Origin of the sequence: Hyphomonas sp. CACIAM 19H1 (assembly GCF_003325995.1) — a bacterium.
Taxonomy (GTDB): domain Bacteria; phylum Pseudomonadota; class Alphaproteobacteria; order Caulobacterales; family Hyphomonadaceae; genus Hyphomonas; species Hyphomonas polymorpha.
Genome location: NZ_CP016437.1, coordinates 3,482,506 through 3,497,489, shown reverse-complemented (window position 1 = coordinate 3,497,489; position 14,984 = coordinate 3,482,506). Strand labels below are relative to the sequence as shown.

General features: G+C 63.2%; 17 protein-coding genes. 6 read left to right on the top strand and 11 right to left on the bottom strand.

Annotated features, from left to right (window positions below; all coding sequences use genetic code 11):
* Positions 1–19: 19 nt before the first annotated feature.
* The gene (locus BBF93_RS16270; RefSeq protein ID WP_114106608.1) at positions 20–1,258 is read left to right on the top strand and encodes an O-antigen ligase; all 1,239 of its coding nucleotides are present in this window, start codon (positions 20–22) and stop codon (positions 1,256–1,258) included.
* On the top strand, positions 1,255–2,067 hold the full coding sequence (locus tag BBF93_RS16265; protein ID WP_162786607.1) for a glycosyltransferase family 2 protein: 813 nt from the start codon (positions 1,255–1,257) through the stop codon (positions 2,065–2,067). Before BBF93_RS16270 ends, BBF93_RS16265 begins: the two co-directional genes overlap by 4 nt.
* A 75-nt stretch (positions 2,068–2,142) precedes the next feature.
* Here BBF93_RS16265 and rpmE read toward each other — a convergent pair whose 3' ends face one another.
* Positions 2,143–2,361 carry a 50S ribosomal protein L31 gene (gene rpmE / locus BBF93_RS16260; RefSeq protein WP_011648164.1) on the bottom strand — a complete coding sequence of 73 codons (219 nt, stop codon included), beginning with the start codon at positions 2,359–2,361 and terminating at the stop codon, positions 2,143–2,145.
* A gap of 175 nt (positions 2,362–2,536) precedes the next feature.
* On the opposite strand from rpmE, the gene BBF93_RS16255 reads away from it, so the two are divergent.
* Entirely contained in the window at positions 2,537–4,369 is a 1,833-nt protein-coding gene (locus tag BBF93_RS16255; RefSeq protein ID WP_114106606.1) for an ABC transporter transmembrane domain-containing protein, read from the top strand.
* A 4-nt stretch (positions 4,370–4,373) separates the two neighbouring features.
* Here the strand turns inward: BBF93_RS16255 and BBF93_RS16250 are convergent, their stop codons facing one another.
* The 3 genes from BBF93_RS16250 to BBF93_RS16245 form a co-directional block, all read right to left on the bottom strand.
* Positions 4,374–5,120 (bottom strand): SDR family oxidoreductase, encoded by a 747-nt coding sequence (locus BBF93_RS16250; protein ID WP_114106605.1) that lies wholly within the window; start codon positions 5,118–5,120, stop codon positions 4,374–4,376.
* 81 nt (positions 5,121–5,201) lie between these two features.
* On the bottom strand, positions 5,202–5,369 hold the full coding sequence (locus tag BBF93_RS19700) for a hypothetical protein (RefSeq protein WP_199285902.1): 168 nt from the start codon (positions 5,367–5,369) through the stop codon (positions 5,202–5,204).
* Positions 5,370–5,539: 170 nt separating this feature from the next.
* Positions 5,540–7,039: an NAD(P)/FAD-dependent oxidoreductase gene (locus BBF93_RS16245; protein ID WP_114107127.1), complete on the bottom strand. Its 1,500-nt coding sequence runs from the start codon at positions 7,037–7,039 to the stop codon at positions 5,540–5,542.
* A 140-nt stretch (positions 7,040–7,179) separates the two neighbouring features.
* On the opposite strand from BBF93_RS16245, the gene BBF93_RS16240 reads away from it, so the two are divergent.
* Positions 7,180–7,461 carry a hypothetical protein gene (locus BBF93_RS16240; protein ID WP_114106604.1) on the top strand — a complete coding sequence of 94 codons (282 nt, stop codon included), beginning with the start codon at positions 7,180–7,182 and terminating at the stop codon, positions 7,459–7,461.
* 11 nt (positions 7,462–7,472) lie between these two features.
* On the opposite strand, the gene BBF93_RS16235 is transcribed toward BBF93_RS16240, so the two are convergent.
* Positions 7,473–8,294: an inositol monophosphatase family protein gene (locus BBF93_RS16235; protein ID WP_114106603.1), complete on the bottom strand. Its 822-nt coding sequence runs from the start codon at positions 8,292–8,294 to the stop codon at positions 7,473–7,475.
* 169 nt (positions 8,295–8,463) lie between these two features.
* On the opposite strand from BBF93_RS16235, the gene BBF93_RS16230 reads away from it, so the two are divergent.
* On the top strand, positions 8,464–8,775 hold the full coding sequence (locus tag BBF93_RS16230; RefSeq protein WP_035595282.1) for a DUF4282 domain-containing protein: 312 nt from the start codon (positions 8,464–8,466) through the stop codon (positions 8,773–8,775).
* Here BBF93_RS16230 and thiE read toward each other — a convergent pair whose 3' ends face one another.
* Positions 8,776–9,444 (bottom strand): thiamine phosphate synthase, encoded by a 669-nt coding sequence (gene thiE, locus BBF93_RS16225; protein ID WP_114106602.1) that lies wholly within the window; start codon positions 9,442–9,444, stop codon positions 8,776–8,778.
* A gap of 113 nt (positions 9,445–9,557) precedes the next feature.
* Between thiE and BBF93_RS16220 the strand changes: the two genes are divergently transcribed.
* On the top strand, positions 9,558–9,830 hold the full coding sequence (locus BBF93_RS16220; protein ID WP_114106601.1) for a DUF2798 domain-containing protein: 273 nt from the start codon (positions 9,558–9,560) through the stop codon (positions 9,828–9,830).
* A gap of 20 nt (positions 9,831–9,850) precedes the next feature.
* Here BBF93_RS16220 and BBF93_RS16215 read toward each other — a convergent pair whose 3' ends face one another.
* The 5 genes from BBF93_RS16215 to pgk form a co-directional block, all read right to left on the bottom strand.
* The gene (locus BBF93_RS16215) at positions 9,851–10,081 is read right to left on the bottom strand and encodes a DUF1272 domain-containing protein (protein WP_035595279.1); all 231 of its coding nucleotides are present in this window, start codon (positions 10,079–10,081) and stop codon (positions 9,851–9,853) included.
* A 3-nt stretch (positions 10,082–10,084) separates the two neighbouring features.
* Positions 10,085–12,181, bottom strand: a complete 2,097-nt coding sequence (locus tag BBF93_RS16210) for a M3 family metallopeptidase (RefSeq protein WP_114106600.1) — start codon at positions 12,179–12,181, stop codon at positions 10,085–10,087.
* Between the two features lie 138 nt (positions 12,182–12,319).
* The gene (locus BBF93_RS16205) at positions 12,320–12,616 is read right to left on the bottom strand and encodes a zf-TFIIB domain-containing protein (RefSeq protein ID WP_114106599.1); all 297 of its coding nucleotides are present in this window, start codon (positions 12,614–12,616) and stop codon (positions 12,320–12,322) included.
* A gap of 107 nt (positions 12,617–12,723) precedes the next feature.
* A complete protein-coding gene (locus BBF93_RS16200; RefSeq protein WP_035595275.1) occupies positions 12,724–13,617 on the bottom strand; it encodes a fructose bisphosphate aldolase in 894 nt (297 codons plus the stop codon).
* A gap of 107 nt (positions 13,618–13,724) precedes the next feature.
* Positions 13,725–14,921, bottom strand: coding sequence for a phosphoglycerate kinase (pgk, locus tag BBF93_RS16195; protein WP_114106598.1), 1,197 nt, complete (start codon positions 14,919–14,921; stop codon positions 13,725–13,727).
* Positions 14,922–14,984 lie beyond the last annotated feature (63 nt).

Sequence of the window (14,984 nt, the reverse complement as noted above, 5' to 3'; positions counted from 1 at the left end):
AACGGCCAGAGTGAGCAGAATGGCTTACGGACCTGTCTTTGCCGGACTGCTTCTGCTCTGGCCGCTTCTGGCCGTGCTGGGTACGCTGGGTTTTGCTCCGCTTCTCGGGCTGACCGGCATTGCCGCGCTGATCCTTGCCCGGCCGCGTATGCCGCCCACCCTCTATGCAGGCTTCGCGGTTGCCTTCATCGGCTGGGCGGCCATCAGCGAAGTCTGGTCGCCTGCCACAAGCCGGCTGGTCAGCGGCAATCTGTTTGAAGGCACATTCGCCATTGGCGCGCGCAGCCTGATCATTGTTCTCACCGCCAGCTTTGCGATGTTGACCATTGCCGGGGCCATGCGGTCCCAGCTTGGGCCCCGCACACGCAAGTGGATTTATGGCGTCCTGGCGGCGCAGGGGGCGCTGGTATTCCTCTCGGCCCTGGTTGCCGGCCCGGTCCTGCAGATGCTCTATGGCGACAATCCTCAGGATGTCGTCAACGGCGTCCAGAATATCGGCCGCAACATTAACCTCTTCACCGTGGTTCTACCCATCCTGGCCGCAGCGCTCGGCGCGCGGGGCGACCGGGCCGGCTTGCTCGGCGCCTCGGGCCTGGTGCTGCTGACGGTTTTTGCCGCTCTGATGACGGACAATCATGCCGCCGTCTTTGCCGTCTGCGGTATGATCGGCGCGTTCCTGCTGATCCGGCTGCTGCCTGAAACCGGCTATCGCTGGCTGTTCGGTGTCATTGCCGGCCACATTGCGGCGGCCCCCTTCATGGTCAGCCAGTTCATCCGGCTGATGACGGGGCTCGACAGCCTTCTGCCGGCATCCTTCCGGTCTCGTTTCTGGTCCTGGGAAGTGGTGATGAACCGCATCGGGGAGGCGCCTTATACGGGCCACGGCCTGATGGCCACACGGACATGGCGCGAGACCTATGCCGACTATCCGGCTTGGGCGGCGCAGTTGCCGGAGTTCTGGCAAGACTTTCCCGTCGTGCCGGGGCATCCGCATAACATGCCGCTGCAGATCTGGGCCGAGACCGGCTTTGTGGGGGCCATGCTGGCGGCTTTTGCCATCACGGTGATCGGCTTCCGCCTGCCGCGCCCGTCGCAGCTGCGCCCGGAAATCAGCTTCGCCATTGCCGGCATGGCGGGCGCCGCCTTCAGCATCTTCAACTTCTCCTACAGCGTATGGAACGAAGCGTTCTGGTCGGGGCTCGCCCTGGCGGTGGCCATGCTCATCCTGCTCAACCGAAGCAGCAAGGCAGCCGAATGAGTGGCCGCGCGCAGACTGCTGCCCTGGTCGTGACCTATCACACCGGCCCACGGCTCATCGAATGCCTCTATGCGCTCAAAGCCGATCCGGAGATTTCCGAAATCGTCATCGCGAACAATGGTAACCCGCCCGAAGTGCAGGCCTGGCTGGAAGGCTTCATCACCGGCTGCGCAGGGCAGGCCAAACTTCTGCGGCTGGACAATCCGGGCTTCGGCGCAGCGGTCAATCGCGCCGCCCGGGAGACAGCAGCCGAGCGCCTGCTGGTGATCAACCCGGATTGCGTTATCCGGCGCGGCTCGGCGGGCCAGCTGGCAGCGGCGCTGGAAGGGGCCGCGGCGCCGGCGATTGTGGGCGGCCGCATCTTCGGCATAGACGGGCGGGAACAGCGCGGCGCTCGGCGCAATACGCTGACGCTGATGGCCGCGCTCGGCCTCTCCCGCTGGACACTTGAGAATGAACCCCCACCCTCCGGGCCGGTGGCCGTCGGCGCCATCTCCGGCGCCTTCTTCCTGATGCGGCGGGCTGATTTCGAGCAGCTCGGCGGTTTCGACGAAGGGTATTTCCTGCATGTGGAGGACGTTGATCTCTGCCGCCGGGCAATCGAGGCCGGGGGCAGCGTGATCTACCAGCCGCTGGCTGGCGCGCTGCATTACACCTCCACCTCCGATGTGCCCTCCGCCTTCGTGCAGGCCCAGAAGGCCCGCAGCCTGGCCCGCTATTTCCGGAAGTTCGCCAAAGGCCCGCTTGAGCGGGGTATGGTGGAACTCGCCGTTCCCTTCATCGGGCTGGCCCTGCGGCTGCGCAGCTGACCTTCGCTGCAAAGAAAAAACCCCGGCCAGAGGCCGGGGTTTTTCACGCTACACATCGCGTAGAAGCAGAAAGCCTTACACGAAGCCTTTGAACTTGTCCTTGAAGCGCGAAACGCGGCCGCCGCGGTCCAGGGACTTGCCCTCGCCGCCGGTCCAGGCCGGGTGCACTTTCGGGTCGATGTCGAGCACCATGCGGTCACCCTCTTTGCCCCAGGTGGAGCGGGTCTGATACTCGGTGCCATCGGTCATCACCACGGTGATGAAGTGATAGTCGGGATGCCCTTCTTTCTTCATGGCCTGGGCCTCTCTCTCATAAAGCGGTTCGGAACGGGGTTGACGCACCGGGGTGCGCTGGCATGTCTCAGCCGGAATTCGAAGTGGGCCGTATAAGGGAAAGGCCTCGCCCCCGCAAGGGGCGCTGACAGGGATTCGGCAACAGCCGCGCCCAACAGGGAGAAATGCCGCGCCGATGGCCGATTCCAGCGCCGATATCGTGGACGACCGCCGCACAACCCTGCCCGAAGGCGGGGAGGCGATCGGCCGCCCGCGCGGGCGCAGCCTGAAGCCGCTGGCGCTCCTCTGGCCCTATGCCCGGCGGCACTGGATCACGGTCACCGTGGCGCTGGTCTTCCTGGTGGCCGCCGCCGTGCTCAGCTTGGCGATCCCCATGCTGCTCGGCCGGGCGGCCGATGCCGGCCAGCGGGCCGGGCAGGATCCCGCCCTGCTCAAGGCGCTGATCGACCAGGCTTTCCTCTGGGTGTTCGCCGCCGCGGTGGGCTCCGGGGTTCTGGGCGCGATCCGCTTCTACTTTGTTTCCCGTTTCGGCGAGCGGATCGCCGCCGACCTGCGCCGGGACATCTATGCCCATCTGCTGAAGCTCTCGCCCGCCTATCACGCCAAAATGCGCTCGGGCGAAGCGGTCTCGCGGCTGACGGCGGATATCACCTTGCTGGAGACATTCCTCGGCTCCTCCGCCTCGCTGGCGGCGCGCACGCTGATGACGACGACCGGCGCGCTGGCGCTGATGCTGGCGGTGAACTGGAAACTCGGCCTGACGCTTCTGGCGATGCTGCCGGTGGCGATCCTGCCGGTGATGATCATCGGGCGGACGATCCGGAAGATGTCCAACCGGGCCCAGTCGCGCCTCGCTGATGCGGGCGCGGAAGCAGCCGAAACGCTCGACTCCATCGAACTTGTCCAGGCCTATGGCCGCGAGGCGGGCCAGCTTTCGGTCTTCGAGCGCGCGGTGGAGGCAACCTTTGCCGCCGCGATGCGGCGCACGGGCGCGCGGGCGATCATGATCGTGCTGGTCTCGGTGCTGCTGTTTGGCGGCTTCACCGGCGTTCTGTGGCTGGGCGCGCGGGCGGTGGCCAGCGGCGAGATGAGCTTTGGCGACCTCGCGACCATGGTGCTTTATGCCGCCTATGCCGGATCGGGCTTCGGCATGTTGGCGGAAGTTTACGGCGAAGTGATGCGCGCGGCGGGCGCAGCAGACCGGGCGGCCGAAGTGCTGCGCGCGGTGCCGGAGATTTCCGCGCCCGCCCATCCCAAACCGCTGCCGGCGAAAGGGCCGGGCGCGCTCAGCTTTGACAAGGTATCGTTCCATTATGGCGAGGAGACCGTTTCGGCGCTGAAGGATTTCTCGCTGGATGTGAAGCCGGGCGAGTTCGTCGCGCTGGTGGGGCCGAGCGGGGCGGGGAAAACAACCGTATTCCGGCTGGCGCTGCGCCTGTTTGATCCGCAAGCGGGCGAAATCCGCCTCGACGGGGTTTCCTCCACAGAGGCGGAGCCCCGCGACTGGCGCCGGTGTTTTGCCTATGCGCCGCAGGAAGCGGCCCTGTTTACCGGATCGGCCGCCGACAATATCCGCTTTGGCGACGAAGCTGCCGATGACGCGATCCTGGAACAGGCCGCGCGGATGGCCGAGGCGATGGGCTTCCTCAGCGAGAAAGAGGGCCTCGCCACCGAACTTGGCCAGAAGGGGCGCAGCCTTTCGGGTGGTCAGCGCCAGCGGATTGCGCTGGCCCGCGCGCTGGTGCGCAATGCGCCGGTGCTGCTGCTGGACGAGGCAACCTCGGCGCTGGATTCCGAAAGCGAAGCGGCCGTGCGCCGGGCCATCGAGAACGCCGCCGAAGGGCGCACGACCCTCGTGATCGCCCACCGCCTGTCCACCGTTCGCCGGGCCGACCGTATCCTGGTGATGGAACATGGCCGGATCGTGGAAGAGGGCACCCATGACAGCCTTGTGGCGCAGGGCGGCCTTTATGCCCGGCTGGCCGAGCTTCAGTTCACGGAGCGCTGAAGGCTCAGGCCTTGGTAATCGAATTGCCACCATCGACCAGCATGGCACTGCCCGTGATGAAGCGTGCCTCGTCAGAGGCAAGGAAGAGAGCAGCGTTGGCGATCTCATCTGGCTCTGCCACACGTTTGAGCGCATGGAGCGCAGCGATCTGGGCCTCTGCGCCGTCCACCATCATGCCTGTGCGGGTGCCGCCGGGCAGCAGGGCATTGGCGCGGATACCTTCCGGGCCAAGCTCTACCGCTAGCACCTGGACTAGACCGATCAGCCCCGCCTTACTGGCGGCATAGGCAACCATGCCTGGCAGCCCGATCGTGTGGCCGACAAAGCTGGAGGTGAAAATCATTGATCCGGCGCCGGTTTTCCGCATGGCCGGGATCTGACTCTGTGCGGCATGAAAGGCGCTGGTGAGGTTCACTTCCATTACATCGTGCCAATCAACTTCGGTCAGATCACAGATCAATCCGCCGGTTCCCAATGTGCCGGCATTATTGAAGGCAATATCAAGGCGTCCCGTGATTTCCAGCGCGAGGCCGGTGAGCGCCTCGACATGGCTGCGGGCGGCGATGTTGCCCGCCAGGAAATGTGCCTTGCCGCCTGCGGCACGGATATTCTCCGTCAGTTCCCTGAGCGCATTTTCCCGCCGCCCCGACAGGATGACATGGGCGCCTTCACGGGCAAAGCGGGCGGCAGCGGCCTTGCCTATTCCGGAACTTGCGCCCGTGATGATTGCTGTCTTCCCCGCTAGCCGCATAACCAATCTCCCGGTTTCCAGTGCCGGAGCGATCTATCAGGACCAGAGAGCGTGCCCACCCGTTTCTTGCGGGCACCGCGCTCAGCCGAGCATCTTCTTCCGGTCGCGTTTCAGGGCGCCGTCGAGAGAGAAGGAGAAGGCAAGCGAGAGGATCAGCGGCACCCAGATCGGCAGATTGCCGAGGCCGGGCGTTTCCAGCGCCGCCGCCAGATGATCATCCACACACCACCATAAAAGCCAGAGCCACATCGGGGCCTCCTTTGCATTGAAGGGAGAGTTTAGTCCGAGTGGGCAGGGAGGGCTATGGGGGTGTTTGGAAGGGCAGAACGGCTTGCGTTCCCCCGTCACCCTCGATGCGAGGGTGACGGAACTGGGTGGAGTAGGCATATTCTGCGGGCCGGAGGGTGGGTACCTTCGGATTACTCCGCCGCTTGCAGCGCCGGTTTTGCCTGCGCGGCCTTTGCCGGAATGTGGAACTGCATGACGCCGTCCTCGATGGGCAGCTCCCGGAGGTTTTTCCGGTCCACGAAATAGTTCTGGTTGAGTTTCCAAGGCGCTTCTGTGTGCTGGCGGGGGAACTGGTCCATCACGCGCTGGAAATAGCCCGATGAGAAGTCCACGAACGGTTGAGTCTCGTTCGGGAAGGCGGCGAGATAGGGCATGGCGGAGGTTGCGCCTTTCTCATCCATCAGATTGATCAGGCGGCTGACATATTCGCTGGTGAGGTCTGCCTTCAGCGTCCAGGAGGCGTTGGTGTATCCGAAGGTGACGGCCAGGTTTGGCACGTTCGACAGCATCACGCCTTTATAATTCAGCAGGCGGCCCGGATCGACCTTGGCCCCATCCAGAGAGACTTCGACGCCGTTCATGAAGACGAGGTTGAGGCCGGTGGCGGTGACGATGATGTCGGCCTCCAGCGCCTTGCCGGATTTCAGCAGGATGCCTTTTTCCGTGAAGCGCTCGATATGGTCGGTCTCGATGCTGGCCTTGCCGGATTTCAGGGCGATGAAGAGGTCAGAATCCGGCACCAGGCAGAGGCGCTGCTCCCAGGGATTGTAGGCCGGGTTGAAATGCTTATCGACATCATAATCGGGACCCAGCTCCTCGCGCACCATTTTCAGGAGGCGCTCGCGGGCCGCGGCCGGGTCTGCCCGGGTCTTGCGGAAGAAGAATTGCTGGAAGGCGACGTTCCGCCAGCGGATCAGATTATAGGCCCATTGATCAGGCAGGATCTTGCGCAGGAAATTGGCAAGGCCGTCAACCGCCGGGCGCGAGACCACATAGGTGGGCGAGCGCTGCAGCATGGTGACATGGCCGGCCTTGCTGGCCATTGAGGGCACCAGCGTCATGGCGGTGGCGCCAGAGCCGATGACGACGACCTTCTTGCCCGAATAGTCGAGGTCTTCGGGCCAGTGCTGAGGGTGGATGATCTGTCCCCGGAAGGCCGCCTCACCCGGAAATTCCGGCCGGTAGCCCTGATCGTAGCGGTAATAGCCCCCGCACATGAACAGGAAACGGCAGGTGGTTTTCTCCTGCGCGCCGGTTTTCACATTCTCGCTGGTAACCGTCCAGGCCTGATCGGCGCTCGACCAGTTGGCGGCGACGATCTTGGTGTCAAACCGGATATTCTGGCGGATGCCGTATTCGTCGGCCGTGTCGTTGACGTATTTGCGGATGGAGGGGCCATCGGCGATGGCCTTGGCATCTGTCCAGGGTTTGAAATTATAGCCCAGCGTGTGCATGTCCGAATCCGAGCGGATGCCGGGATAGCGGAAAAGATCCCAGGTGCCGCCGATGGCGTCGCGCGCCTCATAGATGCGGTAGCGCTTGCCGGGGCTGCGCTTGGTGAGATGTACGGCAGCGCCAATGCCTGAGAGGCCGGCGCCAATGATGAGAACGTCTGTGTCGAGCTGGGTCATGGCGCGCATGATTACGCGAATTCTCACGAAATGAAATACATGACGTTGGCGTCAGGTTTTTTCCGCGTTCATTTTGGATTCCCATGCCGGCTGCGCATGTTATGGTTGTGGAACTTCAATCAAGTGTAGGAAGATCAGCGATGAAACACAAATTGTTTACCGTCGTTCTTGGGGCTGCCCTGCTGATGGGGACGGCGCAGGCTCAGTCTGCTTTGGAAGCGACCAAGGAGACCAAGCCCTCGCCTGAAACGCCAGCCGCGCCGGACGATCAGGTCGTTGCTGACCAGTCTGCAGTGGAAGGCGAAGAGCATGCTGCCACTACTAGCTCTGCGGCAACCAAGAGCGAAACACCGGAAAAGCCGGAAAGACCTGCCAAGGAAGGCAAGGCGTCCGACAAGGGCAGCGGTTCCGCCCAATTCTGATTTAAGTCTGATCAGACCTTCGCAGCCTTGCCGAAGGAGCCGGCATGGCGCAGCTGTTCCATCACGCCGGGCACGATGTCTTCATTGCCGGCGAGGATGTTGCCGGTTTTCATGAGGTCGGCGCCTTCGATTTCCTCGATGATGCCACCTGCCTCGCGCACCAGGACGATGCCTGCGGCGATGTCCCAGGGCTTCAGGCCGCGTTCCCAGAAGGCGTCAAACCGGCCGGCGGCCACCCAGGCAAGGTCGAGCGCGGCCGAGCCATAGCGGCGGATGCCGGCGGTGGCAGGCGTCATCGCGGCCATCTCGCGGGCGAAGGTGATGTGGCTTTCCTCGCTCTTGCCCATCCAGGGCGTGCCGGTGGCGACGACCGCTTCGCCGAGCTTCTTGCGGGCAGCCACGCGCAGCTTGCGCTGTTCCAGCCAGCAGCCACGGCCCACTTCGGCCCAGAAGATCTCGTTCTTGGCGACATCGAACACGACGCCCGCAAACGGCCGCCCATCGCGCTCCAGGCCGATGGAGACGGCGTAATGGGGCTGGCCATGCATGAAGTTCAGCGTGCCATCCAGGGGATCGACAATGAAGCGGTTGGACTTGTCGGTGCCTTCGACAATGCCGCGCTCTTCCATCAGGAAGCCATAGCCGGGGCGGGCCTTGGTGAGGCTGTTATAGATGATCTCTTCGGCGCGCATGTCGGCGCTGGTAACGAAGTCTGCCGGGCCTTTGCGGGAGACCTGCAGGTTTTCCACCTCGCCGAAATCGCGGGCCAGGCTGCGGCCTGCGGCGAGGGCAGCGGCGATCATCACAGTGCCAACGGGGGAGGGTTTCGACATGGGATCGTCTCGTCTGGGCGCATTTCTGGCGGGAAGCGGGGGCGTAAGCCTTTGATCGCTCAGGGTCAAGGCGCCGGAGTGTTAATGGCTATACCGGCTTTTAAGGTGGTTGCCGTAAGCGTCAACTCCCGGCACTCTGGCCTTCCATGAGCAAAGGAGGGCTGAAGCCATGGTCAATCAATTCCTGTCATTCGACAAGCTGATCGGCACCAAGCTGATCACCATTCTCTACTATCTGGGGCTGATCGGTATCGCGCTCGGGCTGATCGCCGGAGTTCTCTCCGGGCTTGGCACCATGGTCAGCTTCAGCTTCTTTGGCGGGATCGGGATGGTTATCGGCTCGATCATCGGGGCGGCTCTCGGGCTGCTGTTCTGGCGGTTCATGTGCGAGCTTTACATGCTGCTGTTCCGCATGGCCGATGACCTGCGGGACATCAAGACCGCCAAGGGCGTCCCGCCGGTAGTGCCCCCGGCCGCCTGATCAGGGCGCCAGTTCGTCGAAGATCGCGTTGAAGGCCCTGACCGCTGCGGCAGGGCCTTCTTCATGGCTCCAGACGCCGCTGGAAACGGCCAGGAAGTCTGCCCCGGCGGTGACCAGCGGGGCGGCGTTGGCAACAGTAATGCCGCCGATGGCGACGCAGGGGACCAGCATGGCAGCCTGCCAGACTTCCAGAAGCTCCAGCTCGGCAGGCACTGTGCCTTCCTTGGTGGTGGTGGGGTAGAAAGCGCCGAAGGCGACATAATCGGCGCCGTCTTCCCCCGCCTGCATGGCGCGGTGATAGGAGTTCTTGGCGGTGGCGCCGATGATGGCATCGGGCCCCAGCAGCTTGCGGGCGGTTTTCACCGGCATGTCATCCCAGCCGACATGTACCCCGTCTGCGCCCAGTTCCTGGGCCAGCTCGGCATAATCGTTGATCAGCACGGCAACGCCCGCCTCTTGGGCCATGGCGATGACGGCGCGGCCAACGTTGCGCGTGGCCTGCATATCTATCATGCCATCCTGGCCCTTGAGGCGCAGCTGCAGAGAGGCCACATCCCCGGCGCGGAGGGCGTCCTCCAGTAATTTTCCGAAGGCCTGCACGTCGCCGATCTGCGGCGGCGTGATCAGATAGAGACGTGTGCGGGCGCGGGGTGGGGCTTTGTCAGACATGGCAGCAGCCTCTGGCGCCCCGGCCGGGGGAAGTCAACGGAAGGCGTAGACCTCCCGCAGCAATGTCTATAAGTTCCAAATTGGAACTGTTATTCTCGGGACAACGACGCGTCATGACCAAGAAACTGCCTGTTCGCCTTTTCCAGCCCCTCTTCGGCCTGTTCATGGCCTTCTTCATGAGCTTCCTGATGTCGGGCGCCATCACGGCGATCAATGTCGGCCTGCCGCCGGACTTCTTCAGCCGCTGGATGCATTCCTGGGGCCTCGCCTTCATGCTGGCCTATCCGGCGATCCTGCTCGTGGCGCCGCTGGCCCGCCGCCTGACGCTGAAGCTGGTTCAATCCCCCTTTGCGCCCGCCGCCCCGGTGGCCGGCACCAAGGGCTGACACTGCCCGGGAAGGGGGCTTTACCCCTTCTTCAGCACACGTTTCGTGCTGGCGGGATTTTTCGCCAGCGCCGCGCCCCGGCGCATGGGCCGGGGCTCCAGATCGCCCCGGCAATTGGGGCAGACCCCATCAAGCTCACCATCGGCGCACTCGTCGCAGAAGGTGCATTCAAACGAACAGATGAAGGCGCCGGGTTCATCCGGGGGCAGATCGCGGTCGCAGCACTCGCAGTTGGGGCGCATTTCCAGCATGGGTCAGTTGGCGCCTTCTTCTCTGGCGGCATTCAGCAGCAGCTGTTCATAGGCTTCCGGCGACCAGTCGCGGCCGAGGAAATCATGCACCAGCTGAGCGGCAGGTTTGGACGATCCTGGCGCGAGCACCAGATCCCGGTAACGCGCCGCAGTTGCCTCATCCCGCAGGCCGTTCTGCTCGAACACCGAGAAAAGGTCTGTCGAGATCGCAAGCGACCATTGATAAGTGTAGTAGATCGCCGAATAGCCATCGAAATGGCCAATGCTGGCATAGGGATGGATATCGGGAACCTGCTCGAACAGGCTCAGCCGGTCGGAATGGCCTTTCATCACACCAAGAAGATCAACCTCGCCGGGCGGCAGATTGTAATAATCCAGAGATGTATTGGCGATGATCAGCTGGCGGAGCGTATTGACGCCTTTGCCGAAATTGCGCGCCGCATTCATCTTGGCTACGAGCTCGGGCGGGATGGTGTTGCCGTCCGCATCGACGGCGAATTTCGCCAGCGTATCATAATCCCAGACCCAGTTTTCCAGCATCTGGGAGGGGGCTTCGATGAAGTCCCATTCCACCGTGCCCATGTTCAGGCTGGCATAATCGGGTTGGGCGGAGAACATCGAGTGGAGAAGGTGGCCGAATTCATGCAGGAAGGTTTCAACCTGGATATGCTCCATCAGCCCGGTTGAATGATCCCCGGCAGGAAAGTTGCAGACGAGGGCAGCCACGGGCACGCCTTCGCTTGTCGGGCCAAGACGGATGGGGAAGGCGGCGGCGTGTTTGAACTTGCCTTCGCGCGGATGCATGTCGAGGAAGAACCGGCCCATCAGCGCGCCGTCCTTGTACATCTCGTGCGCCGTGACGCTTTCATGCCAGACAGGGGCACCGTCCCAGTCGCGCACTTCGACGCCGAAAAGATCTTCCACCAGAGAGAAGATCCCTTTACGGACATTATTGTAGGCGAAATACTTGCGTACTTCCTGAGAGTTCAGATCATAGTCCGATTGGCGGATCTGTTCGGCCAGATAGGCGCGGCTCCAGTCTCCGATGGTGGTGGCTGCCGGCTCGCTTTCCCGCTTCTTGGCAAGAAGGCGGGCAAACTCGATCTGCGACGCATTGCGGGCGGCCGCTTCCACCTCGTTCAGGAAGGTGTGCACGGTTTCCGGCGAGCCGGACATCTTGTCTTCCGTGATATAGGCCGCATAGTTCGGATAGCCGAGCAGGTTGGCCAGCTCATAGCGCTTTTCCAGAAGACCGCGCAGCGGGGCGACATTTTCCGGATAGGCCCGCAGGCCACTTGCCCGGGCAAGATCCTTCTTCATCGCGTCATTCGGTGAATAGGTGAAGACCGGCTGGGTATCTGGATAGTCGGTCGTGATGGTGACCAGGCCGTCTTCGCCCGGCGCATGGGCCTCGATATAATCCTGAGGCATGCCGGCAAGCGCTTCAGGCGTCACCTTGACCGAGCCCTGGATTTCCCGAAGGTTGCGGTTGAACTCCGTACTGATGCCGGCAAGTTCGGCATTCAGGGCACGGATCTTGTCACGCGTTGCTTCGTCCCGGTCGACACCGGCGCGGCGATAGTCCCGCAGAGTGCGCTGAAGCAGCCAGGCGGAGCGCTCATCCAGCGCGGCGGCGTCAATCGCGGACAACCGGTCAAACACCGGGCGCGAAAGGGAAACCTGGGTGGTGATGTCCATCGCTTTCTGCTGGCAGTCTTCGCCGGCGGTGCGGATTTCCGGGTCCGGATTGGTTTCTGCCAGCAGGCCCGCCTCGCCATAGCCGACCGAATAGATGAGATTGGACAGCGTATCGAAATCCTGCAGGTCAGCGAGGCTGGGCGCTGCAGTGCGGGTTTCCAGATCGGCCAGGATACGCTCGCTGAGGCCGAGACCGCCTGTGCAACGGGCGGCAAATTCGGCCGCCGAGGCCGGATTGGTTTCAATATCCGCCATCATCGCCTGTGCCAGCTGGCGCAGGGCGGGTTCTTCGGCGGCAGATACCAGGCGGGTTTCCGGGGCGGCGGCCTGCGTTGTGCAGGCGCCCGCGAGCAGGATGGCCGTCATCGCGGCGGAGGCAAGCAGGGTGGATCTGGGTTTCATGGCGTTTCCCCTTGGCGCGGATTTGCGGGCGTCTTGCCCGCGCGCGGCATGGGAAAAGTATGGCCCGTCTTTGGGGGCGAAGTCCAGATTTGCGTTTATCAGCAGCTAGCGGGCGGTAAGATCCTGCCCCGGCACGGCTCAGAAATCGAACAGATCGCTCAGGAAGCTTTCGCGTCTGTTGCGTTTGCCTTTCCGGTATTTCCAGTCGTCATCATCATCGCGGTCGCGGAAGCGGTCCTCGTCGCGGTAATGTTCCGGCCGGTGGGCTTCGGGATGGGGCGCAGAAGGGGCGGGGATGACGGTGGCGGCCCGGTCAATGATCTTGTCGAGTTCGCCCCGGTCCAGCCAGACGCCCCGGCATTTGGGGCAATAGTCGATCTCGACGCCGGACCGCTCGGCGATCACCAGGGTTTCACCATCGACAGGGCATTTCATCGGGCCGGCTCCTTGAGGGTATGAAAAAGGCGCAGCGGCGGATGCGCTGCGCCTTCTGAAATGGGGTGACTTGCCCGGCCCTCAAGAGGGCAGGCCGGTCAATTCACTCAGCCGGCCTTGGAGGCTTCGCAGATGCAGTCGATCGTGTCGCCGAGCACGGCATCGAAATCGCTGTCTGCCTGCTGGGCGGAGAGGCCCTCGGTCAGCGCGCGCGAGAAGGAGGCGATGATGCCCGTGTTTGCGGCCAGCTTGTTGTTGGCTTCCTCACGGCTGTAGCCGCCCGACAGGGCAACGACGCGCATGACGCGCGGATGGTCGACCAGCGGCTTGTAGAGGTTTGCCTTCGTCGGCAGCGACAGTTTCAGCATCACCTGCTTGTCATGGCCCAGCGCGTCGAGCTGTTTCAGGATTTCGGCCAGCAGGATTTCCTCGGCTTCGGCTTTGTCGGCGATGGTGATGGTCACTTCCGGCTCGATGATCGGCATCAGGCCATGGCCGAGGATCTGGCGGCCAACATCGAACTGCTGGGCAACGACGGCGGCGATGCCTTCGGCATTGGCGGCGTTGATGACCGAGCGCATCTTGGTGCCGAAGATGCCCTTGGCGACGGCGCGCTCAAGCAGGGTGTCCAGCTCCGGCATCGGCTTCATCAGCTGCACGCCGTCTTTCTCGTCGGCCAGGCCCTTGTCCACCTTCAGGAAGGGAACAACCTGACGCTTCGTCCAGAGATATTCTGCGGTCGGAATGCCGTCGATCTCGCCGTCCATGGTGCGCTCGAACAGGATGGCGCCGACAACCTTCTCACCGGTGAAGGCAGGCGACTTGATGATCCGGGCACGCATCTGGTGGATGAGGGCGTACATTTCCTCATCATTGCTGTAAGCGCTTTCCTGAATGCCATAGAGGCGCAGGGCTTTCGGGGTCGAGCCGCCCGACTGATCGAGCGCTGCGATAAAGCCAGGCTTTTCGGCGACCTGTTTTGCCATTTGTGCGTTCATCATGATGTTCTGTCCCGGTAGGTTCGTTCGTTGGTGGCTAACTGACTTGGATTCTTGTCCGCTTTGTGGCGCCCCTTGCAAGAACGGCGCCGCGCAGCAGCAGAGCGGGGCTATTTGAGCAGGGCGGTGACGCCCGGCAGCTCCTTGCCTTCCATCCATTCCAGGAATGCTCCGCCTGCGGTGGAAACAAAGGTGAAATCGCCCGCGACCCCGGCATGGTTGAGCGCGGCGACCGTATCCCCACCACCGGCGACAGCGACGAGTTTGCCGGACTTGGCGAGGGTTGCAGCAGCCTCGGCGAGTTTCACGGTGGCGGTGTCAAACGGGGTCAGCTCGAAGGCGCCGAGCGGGCCGTTCCAGATCACGGTCTTGGCGCGGGAGAGGGCGTCGGTCAGGTAGCGGATGGTTTCGGCGCCTGCGTCCAGCACCATTTCGTCCGCAGCAATATCGTTCAGGCCGCAGGTGCGGTTTTCAGCATTCGCCTTGAATTCCTTTGCCACGACGACATCGCGCGGCAGCAGGATTTCGCAGCCTGAAGCCTTCGCGGCGGACTGGATCTCGCGGACGGTTCCGGCCAGGTCATGCTCGCAGAGCGACTTGCCGACATTCACGCCATCTGCGGCGAGGAAGGTATTGGCCATGCCCCCGCCAATGGCGAGCATGTCGACCTTGGAAACGAGGTTCTTCAGAAGGTCGATCTTGGAGGAGACCTTCGCCCCGCCGACAATCGCCATCACCGGGCGCACGGGCGCGCCAAGCGCCTTGTCGAGCGCGTCGAGTTCAGCCTCCATCGTCATGCCGGCATAGGCGGGCAGGAGGTCAGCCAGCACAGCGGTCGAGACATGGCGGCGGTGAGCGGCGGAGAAAGCGTCGTTGACGTAGATGTCGCCCAGGGCGGCGATTTCCTTCGCCAGTTCTGCGTCGCCCTTTTCCTCGCCTTTGTGGAAGCGGGTATTCTCCAGGAGGATCACGCCGGCAGGCGGAAGATCGGCAATTGCTTGCTTCACATGCTCGCCCTTGCAATCTGCAATGAAGCTGACATTGGCGCCGAGCACCTTGGCGAAGGCGCCGGCGATGGGCGCCAGGCTCATCTCGGCAACACGTTCGCCCTTCGGCCGGCCGAAATGGGCGAGCAGGGCAACCTTGGCGCCTGCCGTGCGCAGCGACTGAACGGTGTCAATGGCGGCCCGAAGGCGCGTATCGTCCGTGACCAGACCATTTTCCATCGGCACGTTGAAGTCCACGCGTACCAGCGCGACCTTGCCGGTGAGGTTTCCTGCATCGGGAATGCGTTTGAACGAGGGCATGGAGTGTCTCCGATCACCCCCGCCCGGGGGCGGGGGCTCGTGAAGGGTTACATGCCGCCGTTC

Excerpts from the sequence above, each read along its gene's own strand:
- BBF93_RS19700 (WP_199285902.1), bottom strand. The coding sequence starts at position 5,369 with ATGTGGCTCTGGCTTTTATGGTGGTGTGTGGATGATCATCTGGCGGCG.
- rpmE (WP_011648164.1), bottom strand. The coding sequence starts at position 2,361 with ATGAAGAAAGAAGGGCATCCCGACTATCACTTCATCACCGTGGTGATG.
- BBF93_RS16245 (WP_114107127.1), bottom strand. The coding sequence starts at position 7,039 with ATGACCCAGCTCGACACAGACGTTCTCATCATTGGCGCCGGCCTCTCA.
- BBF93_RS16215 (WP_035595279.1), bottom strand. The coding sequence starts at position 10,081 with ATGCTGGAAATGCGCCCCAACTGCGAGTGCTGCGACCGCGATCTGCCC.
- BBF93_RS16240 (WP_114106604.1), top strand. The coding sequence starts at position 7,180 with ATGAAACACAAATTGTTTACCGTCGTTCTTGGGGCTGCCCTGCTGATG.
- BBF93_RS16210 (WP_114106600.1), bottom strand. The coding sequence starts at position 12,181 with ATGAAACCCAGATCCACCCTGCTTGCCTCCGCCGCGATGACGGCCATC.
- BBF93_RS16200 (WP_035595275.1), bottom strand. The coding sequence starts at position 13,617 with ATGATGAACGCACAAATGGCAAAACAGGTCGCCGAAAAGCCTGGCTTT.
- BBF93_RS16270 (WP_114106608.1), top strand. The coding sequence starts at position 20 with ATGGCTTACGGACCTGTCTTTGCCGGACTGCTTCTGCTCTGGCCGCTT.
- BBF93_RS16265 (WP_162786607.1), top strand. The coding sequence starts at position 1,255 with ATGAGTGGCCGCGCGCAGACTGCTGCCCTGGTCGTGACCTATCACACC.
- BBF93_RS16250 (WP_114106605.1), bottom strand. The coding sequence starts at position 5,120 with ATGCGGCTAGCGGGGAAGACAGCAATCATCACGGGCGCAAGTTCCGGA.
- BBF93_RS16235 (WP_114106603.1), bottom strand. The coding sequence starts at position 8,294 with ATGTCGAAACCCTCCCCCGTTGGCACTGTGATGATCGCCGCTGCCCTC.
- BBF93_RS16205 (WP_114106599.1), bottom strand. The coding sequence starts at position 12,616 with ATGAAATGCCCTGTCGATGGTGAAACCCTGGTGATCGCCGAGCGGTCC.
- BBF93_RS16255 (WP_114106606.1), top strand. The coding sequence starts at position 2,537 with ATGGCCGATTCCAGCGCCGATATCGTGGACGACCGCCGCACAACCCTG.
- pgk (WP_114106598.1), bottom strand. The coding sequence starts at position 14,921 with ATGCCCTCGTTCAAACGCATTCCCGATGCAGGAAACCTCACCGGCAAG.
- thiE (WP_114106602.1), bottom strand. The coding sequence starts at position 9,444 with ATGTCTGACAAAGCCCCACCCCGCGCCCGCACACGTCTCTATCTGATC.
- BBF93_RS16220 (WP_114106601.1), top strand. The coding sequence starts at position 9,558 with ATGACCAAGAAACTGCCTGTTCGCCTTTTCCAGCCCCTCTTCGGCCTG.
- BBF93_RS16230 (WP_035595282.1), top strand. The coding sequence starts at position 8,464 with ATGGTCAATCAATTCCTGTCATTCGACAAGCTGATCGGCACCAAGCTG.